This window comes from Mannheimia pernigra, from assembly GCF_013377995.1.
GTDB classification, from domain to species: Bacteria; Pseudomonadota; Gammaproteobacteria; order Enterobacterales; family Pasteurellaceae; genus Mannheimia; species Mannheimia pernigra.
Genome location: NZ_CP055305.1, coordinates 1,791,297 through 1,813,821, shown reverse-complemented (window position 1 = coordinate 1,813,821; position 22,525 = coordinate 1,791,297). Strand labels below are relative to the sequence as shown.

At 38.0% G+C, this 22,525-nt stretch carries 23 protein-coding genes, 1 tRNA gene and 1 pseudogene; 17 read left to right on the top strand and 8 right to left on the bottom strand.

Annotated features, from left to right (window positions below; all coding sequences use genetic code 11):
- Nucleotides 1-15 precede the first annotated feature (15 nt).
- The 7 genes from HV560_RS08680 (at nucleotide 16) to HV560_RS08650 (ending at nucleotide 6,578) form a co-directional block, all read left to right on the top strand.
- A complete protein-coding gene (locus HV560_RS08680; protein WP_159630471.1) occupies nucleotides 16-645 on the top strand; it encodes a LysE/ArgO family amino acid transporter in 630 nt (209 codons plus the stop codon).
- 110 nt (nucleotides 646-755) lie between these two features.
- Nucleotides 756-1,808 carry a rod shape-determining protein gene (locus HV560_RS08675; protein WP_176808691.1) on the top strand — a complete coding sequence of 351 codons (1,053 nt, stop codon included), beginning with the start codon at nucleotides 756-758 and terminating at the stop codon, nucleotides 1,806-1,808.
- A gap of 104 nt (nucleotides 1,809-1,912) precedes the next feature.
- Complete coding sequence (gene mreC / locus HV560_RS08670; RefSeq protein WP_176810155.1) at nucleotides 1,913-2,965, top strand: rod shape-determining protein MreC; 1,053 nt, start codon at nucleotides 1,913-1,915, stop codon at nucleotides 2,963-2,965.
- On the top strand, nucleotides 2,965-3,453 hold the full coding sequence (gene mreD / locus HV560_RS08665; protein ID WP_159630465.1) for a rod shape-determining protein MreD: 489 nt from the start codon (nucleotides 2,965-2,967) through the stop codon (nucleotides 3,451-3,453). Before mreC ends, mreD begins: the two co-directional genes overlap by 1 nt.
- Before the next feature lie 8 nt (nucleotides 3,454-3,461).
- Nucleotides 3,462-4,796: a replication-associated recombination protein A gene (locus HV560_RS08660; protein ID WP_176812662.1), complete on the top strand. Its 1,335-nt coding sequence runs from the start codon at nucleotides 3,462-3,464 to the stop codon at nucleotides 4,794-4,796.
- Nucleotides 4,797-4,854: 58 nt separating this feature from the next.
- Complete coding sequence (gene znuB / locus HV560_RS08655) at nucleotides 4,855-5,640, top strand: zinc ABC transporter permease subunit ZnuB (protein ID WP_159630461.1); 786 nt, start codon at nucleotides 4,855-4,857, stop codon at nucleotides 5,638-5,640.
- Nucleotides 5,641-5,777: 137 nt separating this feature from the next.
- Entirely contained in the window at nucleotides 5,778-6,578 is an 801-nt protein-coding gene (locus tag HV560_RS08650) for a class II glutamine amidotransferase (protein WP_176808689.1), read from the top strand.
- Nucleotides 6,579-6,623: 45 nt separating this feature from the next.
- Here the strand turns inward: HV560_RS08650 and ispA are convergent, their stop codons facing one another.
- Both ispA and xseB read right to left on the bottom strand, forming a co-directional pair.
- The gene (gene ispA / locus HV560_RS08645) at nucleotides 6,624-7,517 is read right to left on the bottom strand and encodes a (2E,6E)-farnesyl diphosphate synthase (protein WP_176812661.1); all 894 of its coding nucleotides are present in this window, start codon (nucleotides 7,515-7,517) and stop codon (nucleotides 6,624-6,626) included.
- Between the two features lie 15 nt (nucleotides 7,518-7,532).
- On the bottom strand, nucleotides 7,533-7,763 hold the full coding sequence (gene xseB, locus HV560_RS08640) for an exodeoxyribonuclease VII small subunit (protein ID WP_159630454.1): 231 nt from the start codon (nucleotides 7,761-7,763) through the stop codon (nucleotides 7,533-7,535).
- A gap of 124 nt (nucleotides 7,764-7,887) precedes the next feature.
- Here xseB and HV560_RS08635 point away from each other — a divergent pair, with 124 nt between their 5' ends.
- Together HV560_RS08635 and HV560_RS08630 are read left to right on the top strand one after the other, a co-directional pair.
- Nucleotides 7,888-8,673, top strand: coding sequence for an MOSC domain-containing protein (locus HV560_RS08635; RefSeq protein ID WP_176810151.1), 786 nt, complete (start codon nucleotides 7,888-7,890; stop codon nucleotides 8,671-8,673).
- 35 nt (nucleotides 8,674-8,708) lie between these two features.
- Nucleotides 8,709-10,658, top strand: coding sequence for an LTA synthase family protein (locus HV560_RS08630; protein ID WP_176812660.1), 1,950 nt, complete (start codon nucleotides 8,709-8,711; stop codon nucleotides 10,656-10,658).
- A 67-nt stretch (nucleotides 10,659-10,725) separates the two neighbouring features.
- Here the strand turns inward: HV560_RS08630 and nagK are convergent, their stop codons facing one another.
- From nagK to yhbY, 3 genes are all read right to left on the bottom strand, one after another.
- On the bottom strand, nucleotides 10,726-11,643 hold the full coding sequence (nagK, locus tag HV560_RS08625) for an N-acetylglucosamine kinase (protein ID WP_176812858.1): 918 nt from the start codon (nucleotides 11,641-11,643) through the stop codon (nucleotides 10,726-10,728).
- A gap of 2 nt (nucleotides 11,644-11,645) precedes the next feature.
- Nucleotides 11,646-12,377, bottom strand: coding sequence for a phosphatase PAP2 family protein (locus HV560_RS08620; protein WP_176812659.1), 732 nt, complete (start codon nucleotides 12,375-12,377; stop codon nucleotides 11,646-11,648).
- Between the two features lie 67 nt (nucleotides 12,378-12,444).
- Nucleotides 12,445-12,759: a ribosome assembly RNA-binding protein YhbY gene (yhbY, locus tag HV560_RS08615; protein WP_176808683.1), complete on the bottom strand. Its 315-nt coding sequence runs from the start codon at nucleotides 12,757-12,759 to the stop codon at nucleotides 12,445-12,447.
- A gap of 113 nt (nucleotides 12,760-12,872) precedes the next feature.
- Here yhbY and HV560_RS08610 point away from each other — a divergent pair, with 113 nt between their 5' ends.
- A complete protein-coding gene (locus HV560_RS08610) occupies nucleotides 12,873-13,631 on the top strand; it encodes a glycosyltransferase family 2 protein (protein ID WP_176808682.1) in 759 nt (252 codons plus the stop codon).
- Nucleotides 13,632-13,697: 66 nt separating this feature from the next.
- Here the strand turns inward: HV560_RS08610 and HV560_RS08605 are convergent, their stop codons facing one another.
- Complete coding sequence (locus HV560_RS08605) at nucleotides 13,698-14,741, bottom strand: glycosyltransferase family 9 protein (protein ID WP_176812658.1); 1,044 nt, start codon at nucleotides 14,739-14,741, stop codon at nucleotides 13,698-13,700.
- A 128-nt stretch (nucleotides 14,742-14,869) separates the two neighbouring features.
- Here HV560_RS08605 and HV560_RS08600 point away from each other — a divergent pair, with 128 nt between their 5' ends.
- Complete coding sequence (locus HV560_RS08600; protein WP_176808680.1) at nucleotides 14,870-15,454, top strand: DUF1287 domain-containing protein; 585 nt, start codon at nucleotides 14,870-14,872, stop codon at nucleotides 15,452-15,454.
- A gap of 10 nt (nucleotides 15,455-15,464) precedes the next feature.
- On the top strand, nucleotides 15,465-16,064 hold the full coding sequence (locus HV560_RS08595) for a L,D-transpeptidase family protein (RefSeq protein ID WP_236650856.1): 600 nt from the start codon (nucleotides 15,465-15,467) through the stop codon (nucleotides 16,062-16,064).
- A 44-nt stretch (nucleotides 16,065-16,108) separates the two neighbouring features.
- Here HV560_RS08595 and HV560_RS08590 read toward each other — a convergent pair.
- Nucleotides 16,109-16,623, bottom strand: a pseudogene (locus tag HV560_RS08590) (M23 family metallopeptidase).
- Nucleotides 16,624-16,801: 178 nt separating this feature from the next.
- Here HV560_RS08590 and argG point away from each other — a divergent pair.
- The 4 genes from argG to purF all read left to right on the top strand — a co-directional run bounded on the left by argG (nucleotide 16,802) and on the right by purF (nucleotide 20,867).
- Nucleotides 16,802-18,133 carry an argininosuccinate synthase gene (gene argG / locus HV560_RS08585; RefSeq protein WP_176808679.1) on the top strand — a complete coding sequence of 444 codons (1,332 nt, stop codon included), beginning with the start codon at nucleotides 16,802-16,804 and terminating at the stop codon, nucleotides 18,131-18,133.
- An 83-nt stretch (nucleotides 18,134-18,216) separates the two neighbouring features.
- On the top strand, nucleotides 18,217-18,678 hold the full coding sequence (gene rnhA, locus HV560_RS08580; RefSeq protein WP_159630438.1) for a ribonuclease HI: 462 nt from the start codon (nucleotides 18,217-18,219) through the stop codon (nucleotides 18,676-18,678).
- Between the two features lie 153 nt (nucleotides 18,679-18,831).
- Entirely contained in the window at nucleotides 18,832-19,335 is a 504-nt protein-coding gene (locus HV560_RS08575; protein ID WP_176812657.1) for a CvpA family protein, read from the top strand.
- A gap of 14 nt (nucleotides 19,336-19,349) precedes the next feature.
- Entirely contained in the window at nucleotides 19,350-20,867 is a 1,518-nt protein-coding gene (gene purF / locus HV560_RS08570; protein ID WP_176810145.1) for an amidophosphoribosyltransferase, read from the top strand.
- Between the two features lie 148 nt (nucleotides 20,868-21,015).
- Here the strand turns inward: purF and mltA are convergent, their stop codons facing one another.
- Complete coding sequence (gene mltA / locus HV560_RS08565) at nucleotides 21,016-22,122, bottom strand: murein transglycosylase A (RefSeq protein ID WP_176810144.1); 1,107 nt, start codon at nucleotides 22,120-22,122, stop codon at nucleotides 21,016-21,018.
- 211 nt (nucleotides 22,123-22,333) lie between these two features.
- Here mltA and HV560_RS08560 point away from each other — a divergent pair.
- A tRNA-Met gene (locus HV560_RS08560) sits at nucleotides 22,334-22,410 on the top strand.
- Nucleotides 22,411-22,525: the final 115 nt, after the last annotated feature.

Sequence of the window (22,525 nt, the reverse complement as noted above, 5' to 3'; positions counted from 1 at the left end):
TATTTAGGAGACAAAATGAATATTTTTATTCAAGGTTTTATTGTTTGTTTTGGGCTGATTGTATCAATCGGGGCACAAAATGCCTTTGTGCTAAAACAAGGGATACTCAAACAACACGTTTTTGGGGTTATTCTTATCTGCTTTTTAGGTGATGTATTTCTAATGACTATCGGCGTATTAGGATTAGGCACATTGATTTCAGAATTACCGATTGTTAGTTTAGTTATCTCTCTCTTAGGTGCAATTTTTCTATTTACTTATGGGAGTCGCTCATTTATTAGCGTATTTAAAAGCGGAGATTATCTTGTTGCACGTGGTGAAAATGCTTCAAGCCTGCAAAAAGCCTTAATGGTTACCTTGGCGATTACATTTTTAAACCCTCACGTTTATATTGACACCGTTGTGATTGTAGGCAGCATTGGTGGAAAATTAGATTTTAGTGGCAAGATGTATTTCTTAGCGGGAGCATTACTTTGTTCATTTTTGTGGTTTTTTGGATTAGGCTACGGGGCAAGATTACTTTCTTCTTATTTTGCTAAGCGTAGAACTTGGCAAATTTTAGATGCAATCACGGGATTGATTATGTATTTCATCGCTTTTAGTCTGCTGATTTATGCTTATCAACTTATAAAGCAAATTTTCTAACAGCCCAAATTTTTCATTGCTGAATACTGCTATTTTTTGCTATATTAGCGGCAATATTTGCACAAATATAGTGCCTTATTTATTTAATAATTTTATTGACGGATTCTTTTATGTTTAAAAAATTTTTAGGATTATTCTCAAATGATCTTTCTATCGATCTCGGCACAGCCAATACCTTAGTTTATGTTAAAGGGCAGGGGATTGTCTTAGATGAGCCTTCGGTAGTTGCGGTTAGGCAAGATCGTATGGGATCGGTAAAAAGCATTGCTGCAGTAGGAACTCACGCAAAATTAATGCTAGGTCGTACACCAAAAAGTATTATGGCAATCCGTCCAATGAAAGATGGTGTTATTGCAGATTTCTTTGTAACAGAAAAAATGTTGCAACACTTTATCAAACAAGTGCATAGCAATAACTTTATGCGTCCAAGCCCACGTGTATTAGTTTGTGTACCAGCGGGAGCAACTCAAGTAGAACGTCGTGCAATTAAAGAATCAGCTATTGGGGCTGGTGCTCGTGAAGTATATTTGATTGAAGAGCCAATGGCAGCTGCTATTGGGGCAGGTTTACCTGTTCACGAAGCAATGGGATCGATGGTGATTGATATTGGTGGTGGTACAACTGAAGTTGCGGTATTGTCTTTAAATGGTATTGTTTATTCGACTTCTGTGCGTATTGGTGGTGATAAATTAGATGAAGCAATTATTGCTTATGTTCGTCGCCATTTTGGATCTGCAATCGGTGAAGCCACTGCTGAGCGTATTAAACAAGAAATTGCAACAGCTAAAATTGAATCTGATGATGATATTAAAATAATGGAAGTTCATGGTCATAATTTAGCAGAAGGTGCACCACGTACTTTTGAGTTGAATTCAAAACATATATTAGAAGCAATTGAACAACCCTTAAATGGTATTGTTGAAGCAGTTAAAGCTGTATTAGAGCAATGTCCACCAGAATTAGCTGCTGATATTTTTGAACGTGGTATGGTACTAACGGGGGGCGGAGCATTATTACATAACTTAGATCGCCTACTGTCTGATTCAACTGGTGTTCAAGTGGTTGTTGCAGAAGATCCATTAACTTGTGTAGCTCGTGGTGGTGGTAAAGCACTAGAAATGATAGATATGCACGGTGGAGACGTATTTAGTCCAGATGAATAATCCTCGCTTTTCTTGCTAAGTATTGAATTGGAAGTTGACAATAGATTGAATCTATTGTCAACTTTCGTTATATATTCCCATAAATTTTACATTATACTTCTCTGATGAAACCAATTTTTGCTAAAACGCCGTCTTTAGGGATGCGTCTGATTATTGCCATAATATTATCTATTATCTTGATTATTTCTGATGGTCGAAGCTCATTGATGATTCAAGCTCGAAATATGTTAGAAACAGCAGTGAGTGGATTATATTATTTTGCGAATACGCCTCGCTCAATCTTAGATGGTGTGAGTGGTAATTTTATTGATAACAATAAATTACAAATGGAGAATAACTCTTTAAAAGAGCAATTAAGAGAAAAAAGTGCAGATTTATTACTGCTTGATCAGTTAAAAGTAGAAAATCAACGTTTAAGATTGTTGCTTAGTTCCCCGCTTCGCCAAGATGAATACAAAAAAATTGGAGAAGTTTTGGCAGCAGAAATGGATACCTACCGTCAGCAAGTTGTTATTAATCAAGGTCGGTTAGATGGTGCTTTTGTTGGACAGCCAGTGATTGATGAAAGAGGCGTTGTAGGACAAATTATTTCCGTAGGAGAAAAATCCAGTCGTGTTCTACTTTTAACCGATATTACTCATGCCACCCCAGTTCAGGTGCTACGTAACGATGTTCGTGGAATTGTTAATGGTACAGGTTTAAACAAAGAATTGGTCGTTGATAATCTACCTCGTTCTATTGATGTAGTAAAAGGAGATGTGTTAGTTACATCAGGCCTAGGTGGTCGTTTTCCAGAAGGTTATCCAGTTGCGATTGTAGAAACGGTAGAAAATGATACAAAAAGTCAGTTTGCTAGAATTGTTGCTCGCCCGTTAGCTTCATTTGATCGCCTGCGTTATTTATTATTGCTTTGGCCAATAGCGGAAGAGAAAAATTACAGTCAAAGTTTATCGCCTGAACAAGTGCGTGAAATTGTTGAAGAAAGGCGTAATAGCGTAAATCCGTTTGAGCGATTAAAACAGATGTCAAATAAGAAAACAGAGGTTCAGTTAGAGACTAAAGAAGAGCAAGATGTAGAAGAAATAGATGAAAATCCAGCATCACAACCTGATATTGAAAGCCACGAAGAGAATCACATAGAACAAGGAGCTGAATAATGAGAACAAATCCAATTTTTCAGATTCTAGTTATGCTTGCAATTTTTATAGTTGCTTTTGTGCTGGAAATAATGCCTTGGCCAATTGGATTTCAAGGATTACGTCCAACTTGGATTGTATTAGTACTCATTTATTGGGCATTAGCCCTACCAGATAAAATCAGTATTGGCACTGCTTTTTTAGCAGGTATCGTGTGGGATCTCATTTTGGGCTCAATTTTAGGCATTCATACTTTAGTGCTATCCGTTGCCATTTATTTTGTAGCAAAATATCATCTTATTTTACGTAACTTATCTCTTTGGTTACAAAGTTTATTGGTGATGGCATATATTGTGTTGATTCGTTTTGCTATTTTTGTCGTTGAATTTGTTTTACACAGTGCAGAATTTAACGCTCAACAAATCTTAGGTGCAGCGATTAGCGGTGTGCTTTGGCCTTGGATTTTCCTACTCATGCGTCATATCCGCCGTCAACTTCGTTTACGCTAAGAGCCAATATGAACAGTTTATCTTTTGATTTTGCTGAAGATTTCCGACCGCTAGCGGCAAGAATGCGTCCTCAAAATTTGAGCGAATATGTAGGGCAATCTCATCTCATTGGCGAAGGAAAATCATTGCGTAGAGCGATTGAAGCAAGGCTTATCCATTCAATGATTTTTTGGGGGCCTCCAGGAACGGGTAAAACGACATTAGCTGAAATTATTGCACATCATTTTGATGCAGAAGTAGAACGCATTTCAGCTGTCACCAGTGGCGTGAAAGAGATTCGAGAAGCCATTGAGCAGGCAAAATTAAACCGACAAGCGGGAAGACGAACACTGATTTTTGTTGATGAAGTTCATCGCTTCAATAAAAGCCAGCAAGATGCGTTTTTACCTCATATTGAAGATGGCACAATCATTTTTATTGGTGCGACGACTGAAAATCCTTCGTTTGAGCTAAATAATGCTTTACTCTCTCGTGCCAAAATTTATATTTTAAAGCCATTACAAGCGGTCGAAATTTTAGAAATTTTGCAAATGGCGGTGGCAGATAAAGAGCGTGGGCTCGGTAATGAAAAATTATTAATTGAAGATGATGTGCTGAAATTGCTTGCCGATTATGTGAATGGTGATGCTCGCTTTGCCTTAAATTGCCTCGAATTAATGGTAGATATGGCAGAAAATTTCCCTCATAAAGTGTTAAATAAAATATTGCTTAGCGATGTATTGGGCGAGAGACAAGCACGTTTTGATAAGGGCGGAGATCGTTATTACGATCTCATTTCGGCACTTCATAAATCTATTCGAGGTTCATCGCCAGATGGTGCTTTATATTGGTATGCTAGAATTTTAACCGCTGGCGGTGATCCGCTTTATGTATCAAGACGCTTATTGGCTATCGCTTCAGAAGATGTAGGCAATGCCGACCCACGTGCTATGCAAATTGCTATAGCCGCTTGGGACTGTTTTACTCGAGTTGGCGCTTATGAAGGTGAAAGAGCCATAGCTCAAGCCATTATTTATCTTGCGGTTGCGCCTAAAAGCAATGCAGTTTATCAGGCCTTTAATGAAGCAAAACGCTTAGCAAAAGAAGCGAAAGATTACGATGTGCCAGAGCATTTGCGAAATGCACCAACAAATTTAATGAAATCGTTAGGCTATGGCGAAGGATACCGCTACGCCCATCACGAACCGAATGCTTATGCCGCAGGAGAAAATTATTTTCCTCCTGAACTTAAAGATACCCAATTGTATTTCCCGACAGAACGAGGAATGGAAAAACAGATTAAAGAAAAAATAGCGTGGCTGAAATCACAAGATGAATTGAGTGAAATAAAACGATATAAATAATATTCATAAAATTTGCAAAATTTTATGAAAAATCAACCGCTTGTTATTTGGAATAGATATGTTTGATATTTTACTGCCTGCGTGGCTCGCAGGTGTTTTGCTAGCCTTTATTACTGCACCGCTCGGTGCTTTTGTGGTTTGGCGAAAAATGGCCTATTTTGGCGATACGCTTTCCCATTCTGCCTTATTGGGCGTAGCTCTTGGTATTTTTTTACAAATTGATCCTTATATTGCCGTGATTGCAATGACGATTATGTTAGCAATATTGTTGGTTTGGCTTGAGCATAAAACGAACTACTCGGTTGATACGGTATTAGGCATTATTGCCCACACTAGCCTCTCTTTGGGTGTGATTACTATTAGCTTACTTGATAATGTAAGAGTAGATTTAATGTCTTATCTCTTTGGTGATCTGCTTGCAATTAGTTTTTCTGATGTGATTTTTATTGGGATAGGGGCAATTTTGATCTTATCTGTGTTAATGAAATTTTGGAAACAGTTATTGTCCATAACGATTAGCCCAGAGCTGGCTCAAATTGAGGGATTGGATGTGGCTCGCTTACGTTTATTGCTTATGCTTTTGACTGCATTAACCATTGCATTAAGTATGAAATTTGTTGGGGCATTAATTATTACTTCATTATTGATTATTCCCTCTGCAACGGCACGGCGTTTTGCTCAAACGCCAGAAAAAATGGTGTTGATTGCAGCCTTGTTTAGCATTATTGCATTAACTGGAGGTTTACTGCTATCAGCTTGGAAAGATACCCCAGCAGGTCCATCGGTGGTTGTTTTTGCTGGAATGCTTTTTTTAATTTCGCTGTTTAAAAAAGAATACAACTAAAAAGTATAAAAAAGCTATAAATTATAAAAATAAGGAATAAGATTTCTATAGAAATCCCATTGAAATTTTCTATCAATCTGTTTAAATATCACTATGAGTTTTTTATAGTAAGTTATTGAGAGCTAACGAATTAAATTATGTGTCAATTACTTGGAATGAACTGCAATACGCCAACCGACATTACGTTTTCTTTTGACGGTTTTCGTCGCCGTGGAGGATTAAGTGATCATCACACGGACGGTTTCGGGATCGCATTTTTTGAAGGTAAAGGCGTGCGTGTTTTCAGAGATAATCGCCCAGGTGCTTCGTCACCTATGGCAGAATCTATCGGTCAATATCAAATTAAATCATTAAATGTGATTGCACATATTCGTAAAGCCACTCGTGGCGATGTGAATTTGGAAAATACACACCCTTTTATTCGTGAATTATGGGGAGAAAATTGGGTATTTGCACATAATGGCACGGTAGAAGGGATTGAAGTGTGCAAAGAGTGCCATTATCAACCGATAGGCACAACGGATTCCGAAGTCGCATTTTGCCGAATGGTATCCCAATTAAAAGAGAAATATCCAGATAAACCAAGCGAAAAAGAGATCTTTGATGCAGTAGTAGAAATAACCTCAACAATCGCTGAACACGGAGTATTTAACTTTATTTTATCGAACGGAGATTGGATGATTGCTCGCTGCACAACTAACCTTCATTATGTGTGCCGTAAAGCCCCATTTGGTAAAGCGTTGCGTGATGATGATGTGTCGATTGATTTCAGTCAATATACCCAAATTACCGATAAAGTAACCATTATTACAACTCAACCATTAACGAAAAATGAGAACTGGACTAAAATGAAAAACGGTGGCTACGTTTTCTTTAAAGATGGCGATGTAATTTATGAAATAGAAGGCACGCTACCAGAAGCGAAGCCTCACGTATAAAGGCTATAAAAAAGCTATTAAAAACCTAGCAAATGCTAGGTTTTTTTAGTTTTCACGTTTAACAATAAAGTGAGCTAATTCTTTTAATGCCGTGGTATCGAAAGGCAGTTGCTCAAGAGCTGTAAGCGCGGTTTGATATAGCATTTCAGCTTTTTGTTTCGCACCTTCTAGCCCTAATAGTTTAGGGTAGGTACTTTTATTTAAGTTTTCATCGGAGCCAACCGTTTTACCAATTTTATCGGTTTCGCCAATCACATCTAAAATATCATCTTGTACCTGAAAGGCTAAACCAATGGCTTTAGCATAATTTACAAGCGGTTGTTTTATGGACAAATTTTGCGAATGTTCGGAAAGGTTAAAGCCCATCATCACGGATGAGAGAATTAACGCCCCCGTTTTATTATGATGAATAAGTTCCAATTCTGCTAAATCTACCGATTTATTTTCTGCAATTAAATCTAAGCTTTGCCCTAAACACATTCCTTTTGCACCAGAGGCAACCGCTAATTCTGTGACTTGAGCCACTTTTTCTTTATCATTAAGATGTGGATCGGTTACGATTAACTCAAAGGCGAGGCTTTGTAAGGCATCGCCTGCTAAAATGGCGGTGGATTCATCAAAGGCAATATGGCAAGTGGGTTTGCCACGACGTAATTTATCATCGTCCATTGCAGGTAAATCATCGTGAACCAGTGAATAAGCGTGAATGGATTCCATCGCACCTGCACTATGATCTAATTTTTCAAGCGATACGCCTAACATTTTGCCTGTTGTATAGATTAAAAATGGGCGAACACGTTTTCCGCCCAATAATACCGCGTATTCCATCGCCTTAATTAAAGGGGAATTAAAGGATTCGTATTGGCTTAATTTTTCAGCTAAAAAATGATTAATACGTTTTTGTTGAGTGTTAAGATCGGCAGCTAAGGAATAGCTCATTTTATTCTTCTCTTTTTATTCTTTAACGTAGTCGCTAAGTTCTGCTGAATCGTTTTTATTTAATAGAATCTGGATTCGTTGCTCTGCTTTTTGTAAGCGTTCTTGCCCTTGTTGTACTAATTTAATTGCTGCTTCAAATTCATTAAGTGCTTCTTCTAGAGGTAAATCGCCAGTTTCTAAATGAGTGACAATTGCTTCTAATTCTTTCAGCGTAGTTTCAAAATCTTGAGTTGGTTTTTTTGCCATTTTATTTGACCTATAGCTCATTAAAGTTTTGCAAGTTTACCGTTCTACAAAGGGATTTGCAAATTCCTTTTACTTTTTGACCGCTTGTAGTATTGTATCTCGATTGATATAAAGAGGATTTTCTATGCAAGTAACAGAATTGAATATTTACCCGATAAAATCTACTCAGCCAACCCAAGTTTCTCAAGCCTTTGTTGAACCGAAAGGATTAAATTTTGACCGTGAATTTATGATAACTGAACCTGATGGTAAATTTATTACTGCCCGTAAAGAGGCGGAACTATACCGCCTAACGGCTTTTCCGATTGCTACAGGGCTTGTGATTACTCATACAAGCGGTCAAAAATGTTTGGCACTTTACCAAGACTTCATTGAGGAGCAATCAAGCGAAGTGTGGGGAACACATTTTAATACTAAAGTGGCTGATAAGAAGGTGAATCAGTGGTTAAGTGGAATGCTAGGTAGAGAAGTGCAATTGCGTTGGCTGGGTAGCAAAAGCCAACGTAAGGTTGAAAACTTTGGTGAGAATCCGCTGAGTTTTGCAGACAGCAATCCTGTTACGTTAATGTCATTAAAATCGCTTGAGCAAGTCCAACAATGGTCGCCTATTCCAATCGAAATGGCTCGTTTTCGTCCAAATATCGTGATTGATGGAAATATTGCCTTTGAAGAAGAGCGGTGGGAACAAATTCAAGTTGGAGAAGTCTTATTCACCAAGTCAGCCCTCTGTACTCGATGTGTGCTGATTACTCGCAATTTATCTACGTTAGAATTAGACCCTCAAGCAGAGCCTTTCCGAACGTTGAAACAAAAGCATACTAATGATAAGGGCAAGCCGATTTTTGGTATTCATCTTGTGCCACAAAATAGTGGAGTAATAAGAGTCGGCGATCCTGTCATTATTAAATAATGATAATAATTCAATATTTTTAAAAGGAGATTCAAATGCACCAACGCAGTCCATCAAGAACTGTGCTATTCCCGATCCTACTGTTTATTGGGATGAATTTATTTATCTTAACGTTATCTCGTTTAGCTTTAGGTATCTGGCAAATTGAGAGAGTATCAGCCGTTGATGGCTGGATACCATTAATGTTGCAAGGCATTCGTATTGATATATCCGCATTATGTTGGCTGTTTGGTTTGCCTGCACTATTTAGCGTACTTTTCTTCCATAAAAATAAGCTTGGATCAATTTGGCAGACGGTTTTGAGAGTTTGGCTAACTGTCGGTAGCGTATTTATTCTTTTTATGGAAGTGGTAACGCCAAATTTTATTGAGACCTTTGATCTCCGGCCTAATCGTCTTTTCATTGAGTATTTGGTTCATCCTAAAGAAGTTTTCACTATGTTGATGAATGGGCATTTATTGACTGTAATTATTGGTATATTAGCAGCAATTGTGTCCTGTTTTATTTATTGGAAATTATCGGGCTGGGCAACACGAAATTTACGTTTTCCAAATTGGAAAATGCGTCCATTATTAGCTTTATTAGTAGCTGTAGCGGTTTTTATTGGCGGGCGTTCAAGTTTAGCTCATCGTGGAATAAATCCTGCTATGGTTGCATTTTCAAGCGACCCTCTGGTCAATTCACTGGTACTAAACTCAGGCTATTCCGTACTTTATGCGGTACAGCAGTTGAAAGATGAAGAGCGATCTTCAGAACAATATGGAAAAATGTCGGTTGAGGAAATGTTAACGATTGTTAAACAAGCTCGAAACCGTCCTGATTCAGATTATATCTCAGATGAAATTCCAACACTGACTGAAAATAAAGCGACTTATCAAGGTAAGCCTAAAAATATCGTAGTGCTTTTGGAAGAAAGCTTGGGAGCTCAATTTGTTGGCTCATTAGGCGGTAAAAATCTCACTCCAAATTTAGATAAACTTGCTAAAGATGGCTGGTATTTTAAAAATCTCTATGCGACAGGTACTCGTTCAGTTAGAGGGATTGAAGCGGTTACAACAGGTTTTACACCTACGCCAGCAAGAGCGGTAGTGAAATTGACGAAAAGTCAAAATAACTTTTTTAGTATTGCAGAATTGTTAAAGCATCAAGGCTACCATACTTCTTTTATTTATGGTGGCGAGAAGCACTTTGATAATATGGCAAGTTTCTTTTATGGTAATGGTTTTCAGCAAATTATTGATGAAAAAGATTATCAAGATCCCAAATTTACTGCCACTTGGGGAGTGAGCGATGAAGATCTCTTCGATAAGGCAAATGACACTTTCACTCAGCTCTATAAAGAGGGAAAGCCATTTTTTAGCTTAGTATTTAGTTCGAGTAATCACGATCCATTTGAATTTCCAGACGGTAAAATTGAATTATACGAACAACCAAAGCAGACTCGTCATAATGCGGCAAAATATGCGGATTATGCTATCGGACATTTTTTTGAGTTAGCGAAAAAATCAGATTATTGGAAAGATACGGTATTTTTAATTATTGCGGATCATGATTCTCGAGCGGTTGGCGAGCATTTAGTGCCAGTTCAACATTTTCATATACCCGCGTTATTGTTAGGGGAAAATATTGAACCAAGAGCAGATCATCGTTTAGTTAGCCAGTTAGATATGCCAACAACATTACTCTCTGTTGCAGGAATAAGTGGGCAATATCCAATGATTGGTTATGATTTAACGCAAAATATAGACCCCAATCGAGCCTTTATGCAATATGATGCCACACAAGCAATGATGAAAGGTAGCGATGTGGTTGTAATGCGACCAAACTTACCGATTGAAGGTTTTGTGTATGATAAGTCAACTTTTAGCCTAACCCCTAAAGCACAACCAGAATCTTTTAAGAAAGAGGCATTGGCTCACGCATTACTTGGCAGCTATTTATATAAAAATCAGTTGTATAAATTACCGTCAGAAACTAAGCAATAGAGAAAACTAAAAGAGAGAGGGTTGCAATATTTTCATTAAAAATGACCGCTTGCCCTCTCTCACCAGATTATTTTAAAAATAATGCAGCCGCACCTCGTGTGCCACCCGAATCGCCGTGAATGGCTTTTTTAATGACCGGCACTTTAGCTGAACGCATTAAATGTTTTGGTAGGACTTTTGGTAAAGCTTCATAAATATAGTCGAAGTTAGATAAACCACCGCCAAATACGATCATATCAGGGTCTAAAACGGTAATGAGATTGCCAATACTAATTGCCATTAACGTAATATACTTCTCAACAAATTCAACCGCTTTCTGTTCGTTATTGTAAAAACGTTCAATGATCTCTTTAGCTGATATTTTCTCGCCCACTAAATCGTTAAACAGGAGCTCAAAACCACGACCAGAAATATAGGTATCCAAACAAGCTCGATTGCCACAACCACATTCATAAATCGGGGCTTTATCCCAGCCTAATAATTTTAAGGCGTGATAATTTAACTGCATATGGCCAACTTCGCCTGCCATCCCAATTTTGCCAGAATGCACTTTGCCATCAAATACCAATCCTCCGCCAAAACCTGTACCGATAATTAAGCCAAGCACGGTTGAAAAAGATTGATTACTTTCGTCCCACGCTTCAGAAAGGGCGAAACAGTTAGCATCATTTTCAGCACGCACTTCACGTCCTAAACGCTCGCTTAAATCTTTAATAATGGCTTTGCCATCGGCAACACGAATATTGGTAATTTCCGCAATATTTGTTTCACGGTTTACAAAACCAGGTAAGCCTAAGCCAACAAATCCTTGCTCTCCAAATTTAGCATCTGCATTATGGACTAAATGTTCAATCGTTGTTAGCCAATCTTCATAATTCGTTTGTGGAGTAGGAACCCGCTCGCTGTGTAATTTTTCTAATTTATTATTAAACGCTGCTAACTCAATTTTTGTGCCACCAATATCTAAACCATAATAAATTGCCATCATTAAATTCTCTTATGAAATAAATTAAATGGATTCGTCTTTTGTAACCAAGGCACAAACCATACAAAGAGTGCTAGGTTTGTTGCAAATGCAAGTAAGCTACTAATAAATAAATCAATTGGGTAGTGCATACCTAATCTTAAACGACTAATGAGCATTAATGCAGCCCAAGTAATTGCAAAAATATGCACAAAAATGACCGCTTGTCTCTGTATATTAATGCAAAATCCTACCACTAAAAGCAACCAAGAAACGGCAAAGATCGTATGACCAGATGGGAAAGAGTAGCCCACCTCTTTAGCTTGATGGATAGTCACAAAATTTTGTTGAGTCCCCACTTTTTCGGTAACGGCTAAGCCTCTCTGCTCGCGTGTTAATTGATAAAAATCGACAGACTTATCTTCAAACAGCGCAGAAACAAAAGGTCTTGGTTCTTGAAAGGTAGATTTCATCGCTGTTTTGATAATTTGAGTTGTGACCATTGAAGAAGCACAAACTGTAATAACAAAAACGAAGGCATAATGCTTTTTGACTACCCACGCCAGTAATAAGGTAAAAATAACGCAAGTAGCGATAGCGTAAGGCATAGATCCAGTTTCGGTAATTACAAATAAGAAATAGTCAAAACTATATTCAGAATATTGAATCGCTAAAGACCATTGCCAGTTAGAAAGCCAGGTTACGATAGGAATCAGCAGCATTGCCAGCGTATAAAGAGAGAATTTTTTAAACATAGATATTCCGTTAAAAAACCGCTTGAATACAAGCGGTTATATTTTTGAAAAATGTTGCATATTACCGTTAGATCGCTTTGGTAGCTCTCGGTAGCGTGATTTTTTTCTCTTCACTTTGTCGATAAAGTACCAAAATGTGACCGATAGCTTGCACTTCAGCTGCTTTGGTCTCACGCAAAATGGCATCAATAATTAGTTGCTTAGTGTCACGATCCGCACCAGCTACTTTGACTTTGATTAATTCGTGATGTGCTAATGCGTTATCGATCTCCGCTAAAACGCCTTCGGTTAAGCCGTTGCCTCCTAGCATCACAACAGGGCTTAAATGGTGTGCTAAGCCTTTTAAATATTGCTTTTGTTTGGTTGTTAATTTAATTGACATTTTTTATCCGCTATTGGTTTATGAAATAAAATTTGGCGTAGAAAATAGCACAAAAACAAGGATTTTTAAAGTACAATGCAATGAATTACAGAAATAAGAGAAAAGGATAAAGTATGCCAACATTAAGTGTTGCGATGATTGTAAAAAACGAAGCCCAAGATTTGGCAGCCTGTTTAGAAACAGTGAATGGATGGGTTGATGAAATTGTGATTTTAGATAGTGGCAGCACAGATACAACACCTCAAATTGCTGCAGAATATAATGCTAAATTCTATACCAATACGGATTGGCAAGGTTTCGGCAAGCAACGCCAACTCGCACAGCAATATGTTACAGGCGATTACGTCTTGTGGCTTGATGCAGATGAACGAGTTACCGAAGAGCTTAAGCAATCTATTTTACAAGCGGTCAAAAAAGAGGAAAAAAATACCGTGTATAAAATTAGCCGTTTAAGTGAGGTATTTGGTAAGCAAATTCGCCATTCGGGGTGGTATCCTGATTATGTGGTGAGATTGTATCGAACGGAATTTGCAGCCTATGGCGATGAATTAGTTCACGAAAAAGTGCATTACCCAAAAGAGGCGAAAGTAGAAAAGTTACAAGGCGATTTACTGCACTTCACTTATAAAGATATTCATCATTATTTAGTAAAATCTGCCAGTTATGCCAAAGCGTGGGCAATTCAGCGAGCGAGTGCAGGAAAAACGGCATCATTGCTTGATGGCATAACGCACGCCATAGGCTGTTTTGTGAAAATGTATTTCTTAAAAGCAGGTTTTTTAGATGGTAAGCAAGGATTCTTATTAGCTGTATTATCAGCTCATTCCACCTTTGTAAAATATGCGGATTTATGGAATAGAACAAGAAAATAGCCCGTAACTAACACACTCTCCCTTTAAAGGGAGAGCGATTGGTAGATAAAATCGCACTCGGTAATTTTATGAGAGAGAAGGCACATTCCATATTTTCCGCAGAAAGGGCAAAACGGTTTTCAACACGTCAGGAATCGAAATCAAGGTTAAATTCATCTGCGAGGCTTTGTCTGATGGCGGGCAGAATGCAATATGTTTGTCCGCATCATTAATGGGTTTCCAGCGACGAGGAATCGCAGAAAGCCGGCTTGGATAAAATCCAATGGTTGGAATATTCAATGCTCCGCTAATATGTAATGGACCAGTTGAGCCGGCAATAAATAAGTCTGCACAAGCAAGGGAGCAAGAGAAGTCTATTAGCCCATCGTTTTTATCATATACCACTACATTACTATTATTGACTTTCTGAGCTAGCCTATTTGCTTTCTCACTTTCGCCTTTCCCTGCTGTGAGGACAACATAGCACTTAAATTCAGCCAAAATACCTTGAATTAATTCTGCATATTGCTCAAGAGATAAATTATTAGCAGAACCGCCTGTCGAACTATGTACAAATAGCCATTTTTTATTGGTTGTGATGTTTAGCTGGTTACATAGTTTAGTTTTTTGTGCTTGGATAGTTGCCCCATCAAAAGCTAAATAAGGCGTTTTAGGCTCTACAATGTTAACGTTATGTTGAGCTAAAAATGCACGGGCTAAATCCAAATTGTATTCTGATTCCGCTTTTGCAGATTGAGAGCGGCGTTGCGTTAAGCGATGATTATATAAAAACTGAAATAACTTAGTGGCAGGGGCTAAGCGATATTTAATTCCACTATGCCAAGTGAGTTTTGCATTATACCAATCTGAGACGAAACAAATAACTGCATCAAATTGTTCATTTTTGACCGCTTGTAAAATACGATTAAAGTCATTTTTATCTTTCTTGTTTGGCGTATCAATAATGACCTTATCAATAGAAGGGCAAAGTTCTGCAAGTGGAGCGGTATAGTTGGGCACAAGGGCGGTAATTGTTACTTCTGGCATAGACTGCTTCAACATCGCAAATGCAGGAAAGCAAACCATAAAATCACCGATTTTATCATTTCGGATCACGAGTAGTTTTTTCATTATTATTCTCTTTTTCTAACCAGTTTGCCAAATTATACCTTGATTTTATTATTTGAAGAAATCATTGAACAAAGTAGAAATGAAAAGGTCGATAAATCAATAAAATTAACTTTATTTTAGGGTCAATAATGCAAAACAGGTTAAAATTCGCATACTTATCGGTTTTTCTTTTCGGTTCTGTGTTGGCTTATGGGAATGTTTTGGTCGAAAATGCCAGAAAACAAATTGGCGTAACGGTGAGTTATGATCCTCAATATAGTAAAATTGATTTCCCGATGGGGGATGTGCCGGCAACAACCGGTGTTTGCACTGATGTGGTGATTCGGGCTTATCGTTTGCAAGGATTAGATTTGCAACAAGCGGTCAATAAAGATATGAAATCTGCGTGGGAGAAATACCCTAAGTTATGGGGCTTGAAAAATACGGATACAAATATCGATCATCGCCGTGTCCCTAATTTAGAAACTTTTTTCAGCCGTTATGGAAAAACATTATCATTAACCGATATCAATAGCTTCCAAGCAGGGGATATTGTAACTTGGCGGCTACCGAAGAATCTCCCACATATTGGTCTTGTCTCAGATAAAAAATCAGCTGATGGCACGCCGCTTATTATTCACAATATAGGCAGAGGTACAGTTGAAGAAGATATTTTATTTAAGTATAAAATAGTTGGGCACTATCGATTACCTGAAAACATTAAATTCAAATAGTGAGGAAAAAATGAGTAAATTAATTAAGATTGTGTTGTTTATAGGTGGGCTAATAGTTGCTATGGTATCAATCTGTTTATTAATACAGGCTAAGGAGATAAGTCGAATGATACCAAAACAATTACTTGAAGGTGAGATTGAGGCTGCACCAATGGTAAAAAATTTTGAATCTTTACCAGAAGGAATTGAAATTACTCGTTTGGTGGTACTCAAAGGACAACGTCAAATGTTTGCTTATAATGGGGATAAACTTATTAAAATTTATCCAATTTCTTTAGGTTTTAATCCAATAGGGCATAAACAATTTGAAGGCGATGGCAAAACCCCTGAGGGGATTTATACCATCAATGAACGAAACAAAAACAGCAGCTATCATAAAAATCTGGGTATTTCTTATCCTAACAGTCAAGACAAGGCATTCGCAGAGGCTCAAGGGAAATCAGCGGGCGGATTAATTAAAATTCACGGTTTACGCAATGGATTTGGCGATATCGGACGTAACCACTTACTGAAAGATTGGACACACGGTTGCATTGCTGTAACAAATGAGGAAATTGATGAGCTGTTTTTATCAGTTATACATCGGGCTGAAATTGAAATTAAGCCTTGATATTTTTAGCTACAAGCGGTCATTTTTCCTTGAAAGTTTGCAAATCACTGTCTAATCAACGGATACGGATTTATTGCTCCGCTTGGTGTATAAATACCATAATGCAAGTGTGGCGGCGTGCCTCTAGCATTACCACTGTCGCCTACTGTGCCAATGATTTCTCCTTGCTCAATCCATCGGTGGCGGGAAATATTGCCATAATCTTCTAAATGGGCGTGTAGTGTACTGTTCTACCTGTCATAACCGAAACTACTTTACCGCCTAGTCTGTTTGTGCCAATTCGCACTACAACCCCGCTCGTAGTGCTACGAATAGGTGTTCCTCTCGGTACAAAAATATCTACACCTTCGTGTTTACGTCCTCCACTTCTTGGGCTGTGCCAACTGTCAATAAAGCGTTGCCCTGCAATAGGATTTGGCAAACTTTGTTTAGTTGGAATGCCTTGTTTTAATGTCGGTATCCAACGCAGATAATCATAGAGATAAGGTACTTTAAATTGCTCAATACCGATCAAAGTAATCAATAGTATAACAATCCCTATTAGGCATTTTTTTAACATATCTATCTCCTAAAGAACTTAATATGACAAGCGGTTATATTTTACGGAAAATGTGCAAATCTGATGTGTAAATTTTAGATGAATTTTTAACGCTTTTCAGCTAGAATATTTTCCTTGAATGCATACGCAAGCGTTTGCGTTTAATTGTTTTTTACTTTCAAAATTTATAGGAATTCGTATGTCAGCAACAATTTTAGAAGCTTTACCTTTAGGGCAGAAGGTTGGTATTGCCTTTTCAGGCGGTTTAGATACCTCAGCAGCATTACTTTGGATGCGTAAAAAAGGCGCCGTACCTTATGCGTATACCGCAAATTTAGGTCAGCCAGATGAAGATGATTACAACGCAATTCCGAAAAAAGCCATCGAATATGGTGCAGAAAATGCACGTTTAATTGATTGTCGCCAACAATTAGCCCACGAAGGCATTGCAGCAATCCAATGTGGTGCTTTCCATATTTCAACAGGCGGTATTCCTTATTTCAACACCACGCCTCTTGGTCGTGCGGTAACTGGTACGATGCTTGTTGCTGCGATGAAAGAAGATAATGTAAATATCTGGGGTGATGGCTCAACGTTTAAAGGCAATGATATTGAGCGTTTCTATCGCTATGGTTTACTCACTAACCCAAAATTAAAAATCTATAAACCGTGGTTAGATCAACTCTTTATTGATGAGCTTGGTGGTCGTTTAGAAATGTCAACATTCTTAATTGAAAATGGCTTTGACTACAAAATGTCAGTTGAAAAAGCGTATTCCACTGACTCAAATATGCTAGGCGCAACCCACGAAGCGAAAGATTTAGAAGAGTTAAGCACAGGAATGAAGATTGTAAAGCCAATTATGGGCGTTGCTTTCTGGGACGAATCTGTTGAGATTAAAGCTGAAACGGTTTCTGTGACTTTTGAAGAAGGCGTGCCAGTTGCATTAAATGGTAAACGCATTGATGATGCGGTTGAATTAATTATGGAAGCGAACCGCATTGGTGGACGTCACGGTTTAGGAATGTCAGACCAAATCGAAAACCGTATTATCGAAGCAAAATCACGTGGTATTTACGAAGCACCGGGAATGGCGTTATTACATATCGCTTATGAGCGTTTGGTAACGGGTATTCACAATGAAGACACTATCGAACAATATCGTATCAACGGTTTACGTTTAGGTCGTTTATTATATCAAGGGCGTTGGTTTGATCCGCAAGCATTAATGCTGCGTGAAACGGCTCAACGCTGGGTGGCAAAAGCAATTACTGGAACCGTAACGCTTGAATTACGTCGTGGTAATGACTTCACCATTCTTAACACAGAATCGCCAAACTTAACTTACGAATCAGAGCGTTTAAGTATGGAAAAAGTGGAAGATGCACCGTTTACACCAGCTGATCGAATTGGTCAATTAACAATGCGTAACTTAGACATTGTGGATACTCGTGGTAAATTAGCGGTTTACACCGATGCTGGTTTATTAGCTGCAAATAATAGTGTCATTCCTCAGCTTGGAAAAAAATAATGAGCGGATCTCAATGTTGATAATTGAGTAAAATCTGCCCCAAAGTGAAGGCTTTGGGGTTTTTATTTTCAAAGATTAATGTGATGAAATTAGTTGAAATATTTACAGACGGTTCTTGTTTAGGCAACCCAGGTAAAGGCGGACTTGGCATTTTACTTCGCTATAACGGATATGAAAAAACGGTTAGCAAAGGTTATTTTCAAACCACTAATAATCGTATGGAATTACGTGCGGTAATTGATGCATTATCTATGTTGAAAGAACCTTGCAAGGTAAAACTTAGCAGCGACAGCCAATATATGAAAAACGGTATCCAAAAATGGATTTTTAATTGGAAGAAAAATGATTGGAAAACAAGCGATAAGAAACCTGTTAAAAATAAAGATTTATGGATAGCCTTAGATAACGAGATTCACCGTCATCAAATTGAGTGGGCGTGGGTTAAAGGGCATTCGGGGCACCGTGAAAATGAAATTTGTGATGAACTGGCAAAAAATGGGGCAAATAACCCGACTTTAGAGGATGTTGGCTATGTTGTAGAATAGCCGATTTTGACAAGCGGTCAGATTTTGCCATTTTTTTGTCAAATACACCCGCTTGTTATTTTACGTAGATTATCAAATTTTTAACAAAATGGGGCTACGCAAACGTTTTCTTTTTTTGTAGAATAGGAGAGCTTTAAGCTTTTAAGGGTATTTATGGTTGATTTAGTTATTATCGGAATTATTACTTTTTCTGTACTCGTAAGTTTATGGCGAGGGTTTACTAATGAAGCGTTATCACTACTTGGTTGGGTAATTGCTTTTTTTGTGGCAAGTTCGTTTTATCCTTATTTGAGCGGTTATTTAACACAAATAAATTCAGTTTACCTACAAAACTCAGAATTTTTACGCAATGGGTTAGCCGCAGTTATTTTATTCATTTTAACTTTAATTGTGTGTGGCGTAATTAACGGTTTGTTAGGCAGAGTAATTGATTTAAGTGGTTTGTCTATTACTGATCGCATTTTAGGGGGAGCTTTTGGGGCATTGCGTGGCATTTTAATCGTTTCCGCCGTTTTATTCTTTTTAGATACTTTCACACAATCAAGTCAGACGGATTTATGGAAATCATCATTATTGATTCCGCACTTTGACTTTATTGTGAAATGGTTCTTTGAACAGTTACAAACAAATTCTACTTTTCTAAACTCGACTAAATAAAGAGGTTTTTCTATATGTGTGGCATTGTCGGTATTATTGGGCATTCTCCTGTTAATCAGGCGATTTATGATGGTTTGACATTACTACAACACCGAGGACAAGATGCCGCAGGTATCGTCACCATAGACGATGAAAGCCGTTTTCGCTTACGTAAAGCAAATGGTTTGGTAAGCGATGTTTTCCGGCAAGAACATATGTTACGTTTGCAAGGAAATGTAGGTATTGGTCACGTGCGTTATCCTACAGCAGGGAGTTCTAGTGTCTCAGAAGCTCAACCTTTCTATGTAAACTCGCCTTTTGGTATTACACTTGTGCATAATGGTAATTTAACTAATAATGCACAATTAAAAGAGCGTTTATTTAATGAGGCTCGCCGCCACGTTAACACCAATTCAGATTCAGAATCGCTACTCAATATTTTTGCCTATTTTTTAGATCTTTATCCAAACAAGCATTTAACATCAGCGAATATTTTTGAAACAGTACGAAAAACAAATGACAGTATTCGGGGTGCTTATGCGTGTATTGCGATGATTATCGGGCACGGTATGGTGGCATTTCGTGATCCTTTTGGTATTCGTCCGCTAGTACTTGGTAAGCGTGAAGTAGAAGGCAAAACCGAATATATGTTTGCCTCAGAAAGTGTAGCACTGGATGTTGTAGGCTTTGAATTTGTGCGAGATGTGTTACCAGGCGAAGCAATTTATATTACCTTTGAGGGTGAACTACATTCTCAAATCTGTGCAGATAGCCCAAAACTTAATCCTTGTATTTTTGAGTATGTTTACTTTGCTCGTCCTGATTCCGTGATTGATGGTGTTTCTGTCTATGCAGCCCGTGTGCATATGGGAGAATTACTCGGTGAAAAAATAAAACGAGAATGGGGGCGTATTGTAGATGATATTGATGTGGTTATTCCGATTCCAGAAACTTCCAATGATATCGCAGTGCGTATTGCAAATGTACTTTATAAACCATATAGACAAGGTTTTGTGAAAAATCGCTATGTGGCTCGTACCTTTATTATGCCAGGTCAAGCTCAACGTAAAAGTTCAGTTCGCCGCAAGCTAAATGCGATTGCCTCAGAGTTTAAAGGTAAAAGTGTATTATTAGTTGATGACTCTATTGTTCGAGGCACTACCTCAGAGCAAATTGTCGAAATGGCAAGAGCGGCAGGGGCAAAAAGAGTTTATTTTGCCTCTGCCGCACCAGAAATTCGTTATCCGAATGTTTATGGGATTGATATGCCAACTTGTGAAGAGCTGGTAGCCTATGATCGTTCAGTGGAAGACGTTGCTGAAATGATTGGTGTAGATAAGCTGATTTTCCAAGATTTAACAGCACTTTATAAATCAATTCAAATAGAAAATCCCTCTATTCGCAACTTTGATGACTCCGTCTTTACTGGCGAATATATCACAGGTGATATTGATAAAGGCTATTTAGATGCAATTGCTAACGCTCGTAATGATAAAGCAAAGACAAATGCGGCAAAGCAAGCCACAAATCTAGAAATTCATAACGAAAGCTAAAAAGAAAACTCGCAGCGTAATAAACTGCGAGTTTTCTTTATTTCTTCTGTTTTGCTAAAGCACTGGTAAGCGGTCAAATTTTTCGAATGATTTGCAAATACAAACAATCGAACTATATTAAGACTTCTTTTAACATATTTTTCTTAGATTAATTTAACACCCAAACACGACCATAGTGCTTCATTAAGCCTGCAACGTGTCCTGCTTTATCACCCACACCTTGATATAGATCGAAGTGATGTCCTTTTACCGCACCGCCTACATCAAGTGCAACCATTAAACGCATTTCATGTTTACCAGTCCAATTACCATTATTATCAATAAGTGGCATTTCTACCAATAATACACTGCCAGTAGGCACGATGCTGCGATCGGATGCTACAGAAGCTAGCGGTACTAACGGCACGCCTGCTGAGCCTTTTACTTTACCATTAGGATCGTTTTGGAAAAAAACATAAGATGGGTTACGTTCTAACAAGCCTTGAACACGACTAGGATTGCGAGTTCCCCATTCACGAATAGCTTGAACTGACATCTTTTCTTTTGCAATTTCACCATCTTCAACTAATAAACGTCCAACGCTGGCATATTTAAAGCCATTTTGTCCTGCATAAGCAAGGTAATTCAAATGACCATCGCCAAAATCAATATAACCACTACCTTGCACGCCTAATAAGAAATTGTCTAACATTGAATCACTATAAGCTAATTCCAAACCTTTCCCCCGTAATGCACCAGCATAAATTTCCGCACGAGAAAAGCGTTTGTTTATTGGCATTGCATAAATTGGGTGCTGATATTGCCCTTGAGGCATACGACGAGCTTTAATCACAGGGGAGTAATAGCCCGTCATTAAAACATTCTGATAACCGTCTTCGCCCCGCATTAAACGGGTGCTGATGCCATATTTAGCAAGATCATTAATATTTGCACCTGATGAAATCCAGCGATTAATCTTGCCATACGCCAAAGCGTGAGTATTCGCTAGGCGACTATAAGTTAAAACATTGGAGAGCTGCTGTAAAAAATCTTTCTGATTAACTGGAGAGGCATTTAAACTTAAACGACCACTTTGAAAATGTATGCCATAAGAGATAAATTGGCGACCATTATATTTTGCACCAAATTTTGCTTTATCGACGTACGAAGTGGTGGCTTGCTCTTTTTTGACTGAAGACGAACAGCCCACTAAAATTGTTGCTATAATCGCAACGCTAGTAGCAATGATTGATTTTTTATATGCTTTCCAATTCATTGAAAATCCTTTTATTGTTAATAAAATCTGAAAAATTATTTTGGAGAATAGCAAAAATACTATTAAAAATAAAACAATAATATATTCTGCTTGATTTTGAATCGATAAATGGATTTTTATACTATTTTTGTTGTAAATTACATCATTCAGTGCGGTTTTTTATGATTTTACTTGTCAATATGCCAGATTGATATATTATAGCGACATCTGACGCGGGGTGGAGCAGCTTGGTAGCTCGTCGGGCTCATAACCCGAAGGTCGTTGGTTCAAATCCAGCCCCCGCAACCAAATTTAAACCCTCGATTATATCGAGGGTTTTTCTTTATTTGCTTTCCTAAAAGCGAATTTGCAAAAAAATGTGTAAAAATGACCGCTTGCATTGACTGCACACTTCCTCTCTTTC

Excerpts from the sequence above, each read along its gene's own strand:
- HV560_RS08680 (WP_159630471.1), top strand. The coding sequence starts at position 16 with ATGAATATTTTTATTCAAGGTTTTATTGTTTGTTTTGGGCTGATTGTA.
- HV560_RS08675 (WP_176808691.1), top strand. The coding sequence starts at position 756 with ATGTTTAAAAAATTTTTAGGATTATTCTCAAATGATCTTTCTATCGAT.
- mreC (WP_176810155.1), top strand. The coding sequence starts at position 1,913 with ATGAAACCAATTTTTGCTAAAACGCCGTCTTTAGGGATGCGTCTGATT.
- mreD (WP_159630465.1), top strand. The coding sequence starts at position 2,965 with ATGAGAACAAATCCAATTTTTCAGATTCTAGTTATGCTTGCAATTTTT.
- HV560_RS08660 (WP_176812662.1), top strand. The coding sequence starts at position 3,462 with ATGAACAGTTTATCTTTTGATTTTGCTGAAGATTTCCGACCGCTAGCG.
- znuB (WP_159630461.1), top strand. The coding sequence starts at position 4,855 with ATGTTTGATATTTTACTGCCTGCGTGGCTCGCAGGTGTTTTGCTAGCC.
- HV560_RS08650 (WP_176808689.1), top strand. The coding sequence starts at position 5,778 with ATGTGTCAATTACTTGGAATGAACTGCAATACGCCAACCGACATTACG.
- ispA (WP_176812661.1), bottom strand. The coding sequence starts at position 7,517 with ATGAGCTATTCCTTAGCTGCCGATCTTAACACTCAACAAAAACGTATT.
- xseB (WP_159630454.1), bottom strand. The coding sequence starts at position 7,763 with ATGGCAAAAAAACCAACTCAAGATTTTGAAACTACGCTGAAAGAATTA.
- HV560_RS08635 (WP_176810151.1), top strand. The coding sequence starts at position 7,888 with ATGCAAGTAACAGAATTGAATATTTACCCGATAAAATCTACTCAGCCA.
- HV560_RS08630 (WP_176812660.1), top strand. The coding sequence starts at position 8,709 with ATGCACCAACGCAGTCCATCAAGAACTGTGCTATTCCCGATCCTACTG.
- nagK (WP_176812858.1), bottom strand. The coding sequence starts at position 11,643 with ATGGCAATTTATTATGGTTTAGATATTGGTGGCACAAAAATTGAGTTA.
- HV560_RS08620 (WP_176812659.1), bottom strand. The coding sequence starts at position 12,377 with ATGTTTAAAAAATTCTCTCTTTATACGCTGGCAATGCTGCTGATTCCT.
- yhbY (WP_176808683.1), bottom strand. The coding sequence starts at position 12,759 with ATGTCAATTAAATTAACAACCAAACAAAAGCAATATTTAAAAGGCTTA.
- HV560_RS08610 (WP_176808682.1), top strand. The coding sequence starts at position 12,873 with ATGCCAACATTAAGTGTTGCGATGATTGTAAAAAACGAAGCCCAAGAT.
- HV560_RS08605 (WP_176812658.1), bottom strand. The coding sequence starts at position 14,741 with ATGAAAAAACTACTCGTGATCCGAAATGATAAAATCGGTGATTTTATG.
- HV560_RS08600 (WP_176808680.1), top strand. The coding sequence starts at position 14,870 with ATGCAAAACAGGTTAAAATTCGCATACTTATCGGTTTTTCTTTTCGGT.
- HV560_RS08595 (WP_236650856.1), top strand. The coding sequence starts at position 15,465 with ATGAGTAAATTAATTAAGATTGTGTTGTTTATAGGTGGGCTAATAGTT.
- argG (WP_176808679.1), top strand. The coding sequence starts at position 16,802 with ATGTCAGCAACAATTTTAGAAGCTTTACCTTTAGGGCAGAAGGTTGGT.
- rnhA (WP_159630438.1), top strand. The coding sequence starts at position 18,217 with ATGAAATTAGTTGAAATATTTACAGACGGTTCTTGTTTAGGCAACCCA.
- HV560_RS08575 (WP_176812657.1), top strand. The coding sequence starts at position 18,832 with ATGGTTGATTTAGTTATTATCGGAATTATTACTTTTTCTGTACTCGTA.
- purF (WP_176810145.1), top strand. The coding sequence starts at position 19,350 with ATGTGTGGCATTGTCGGTATTATTGGGCATTCTCCTGTTAATCAGGCG.
- mltA (WP_176810144.1), bottom strand. The coding sequence starts at position 22,122 with ATGAATTGGAAAGCATATAAAAAATCAATCATTGCTACTAGCGTTGCG.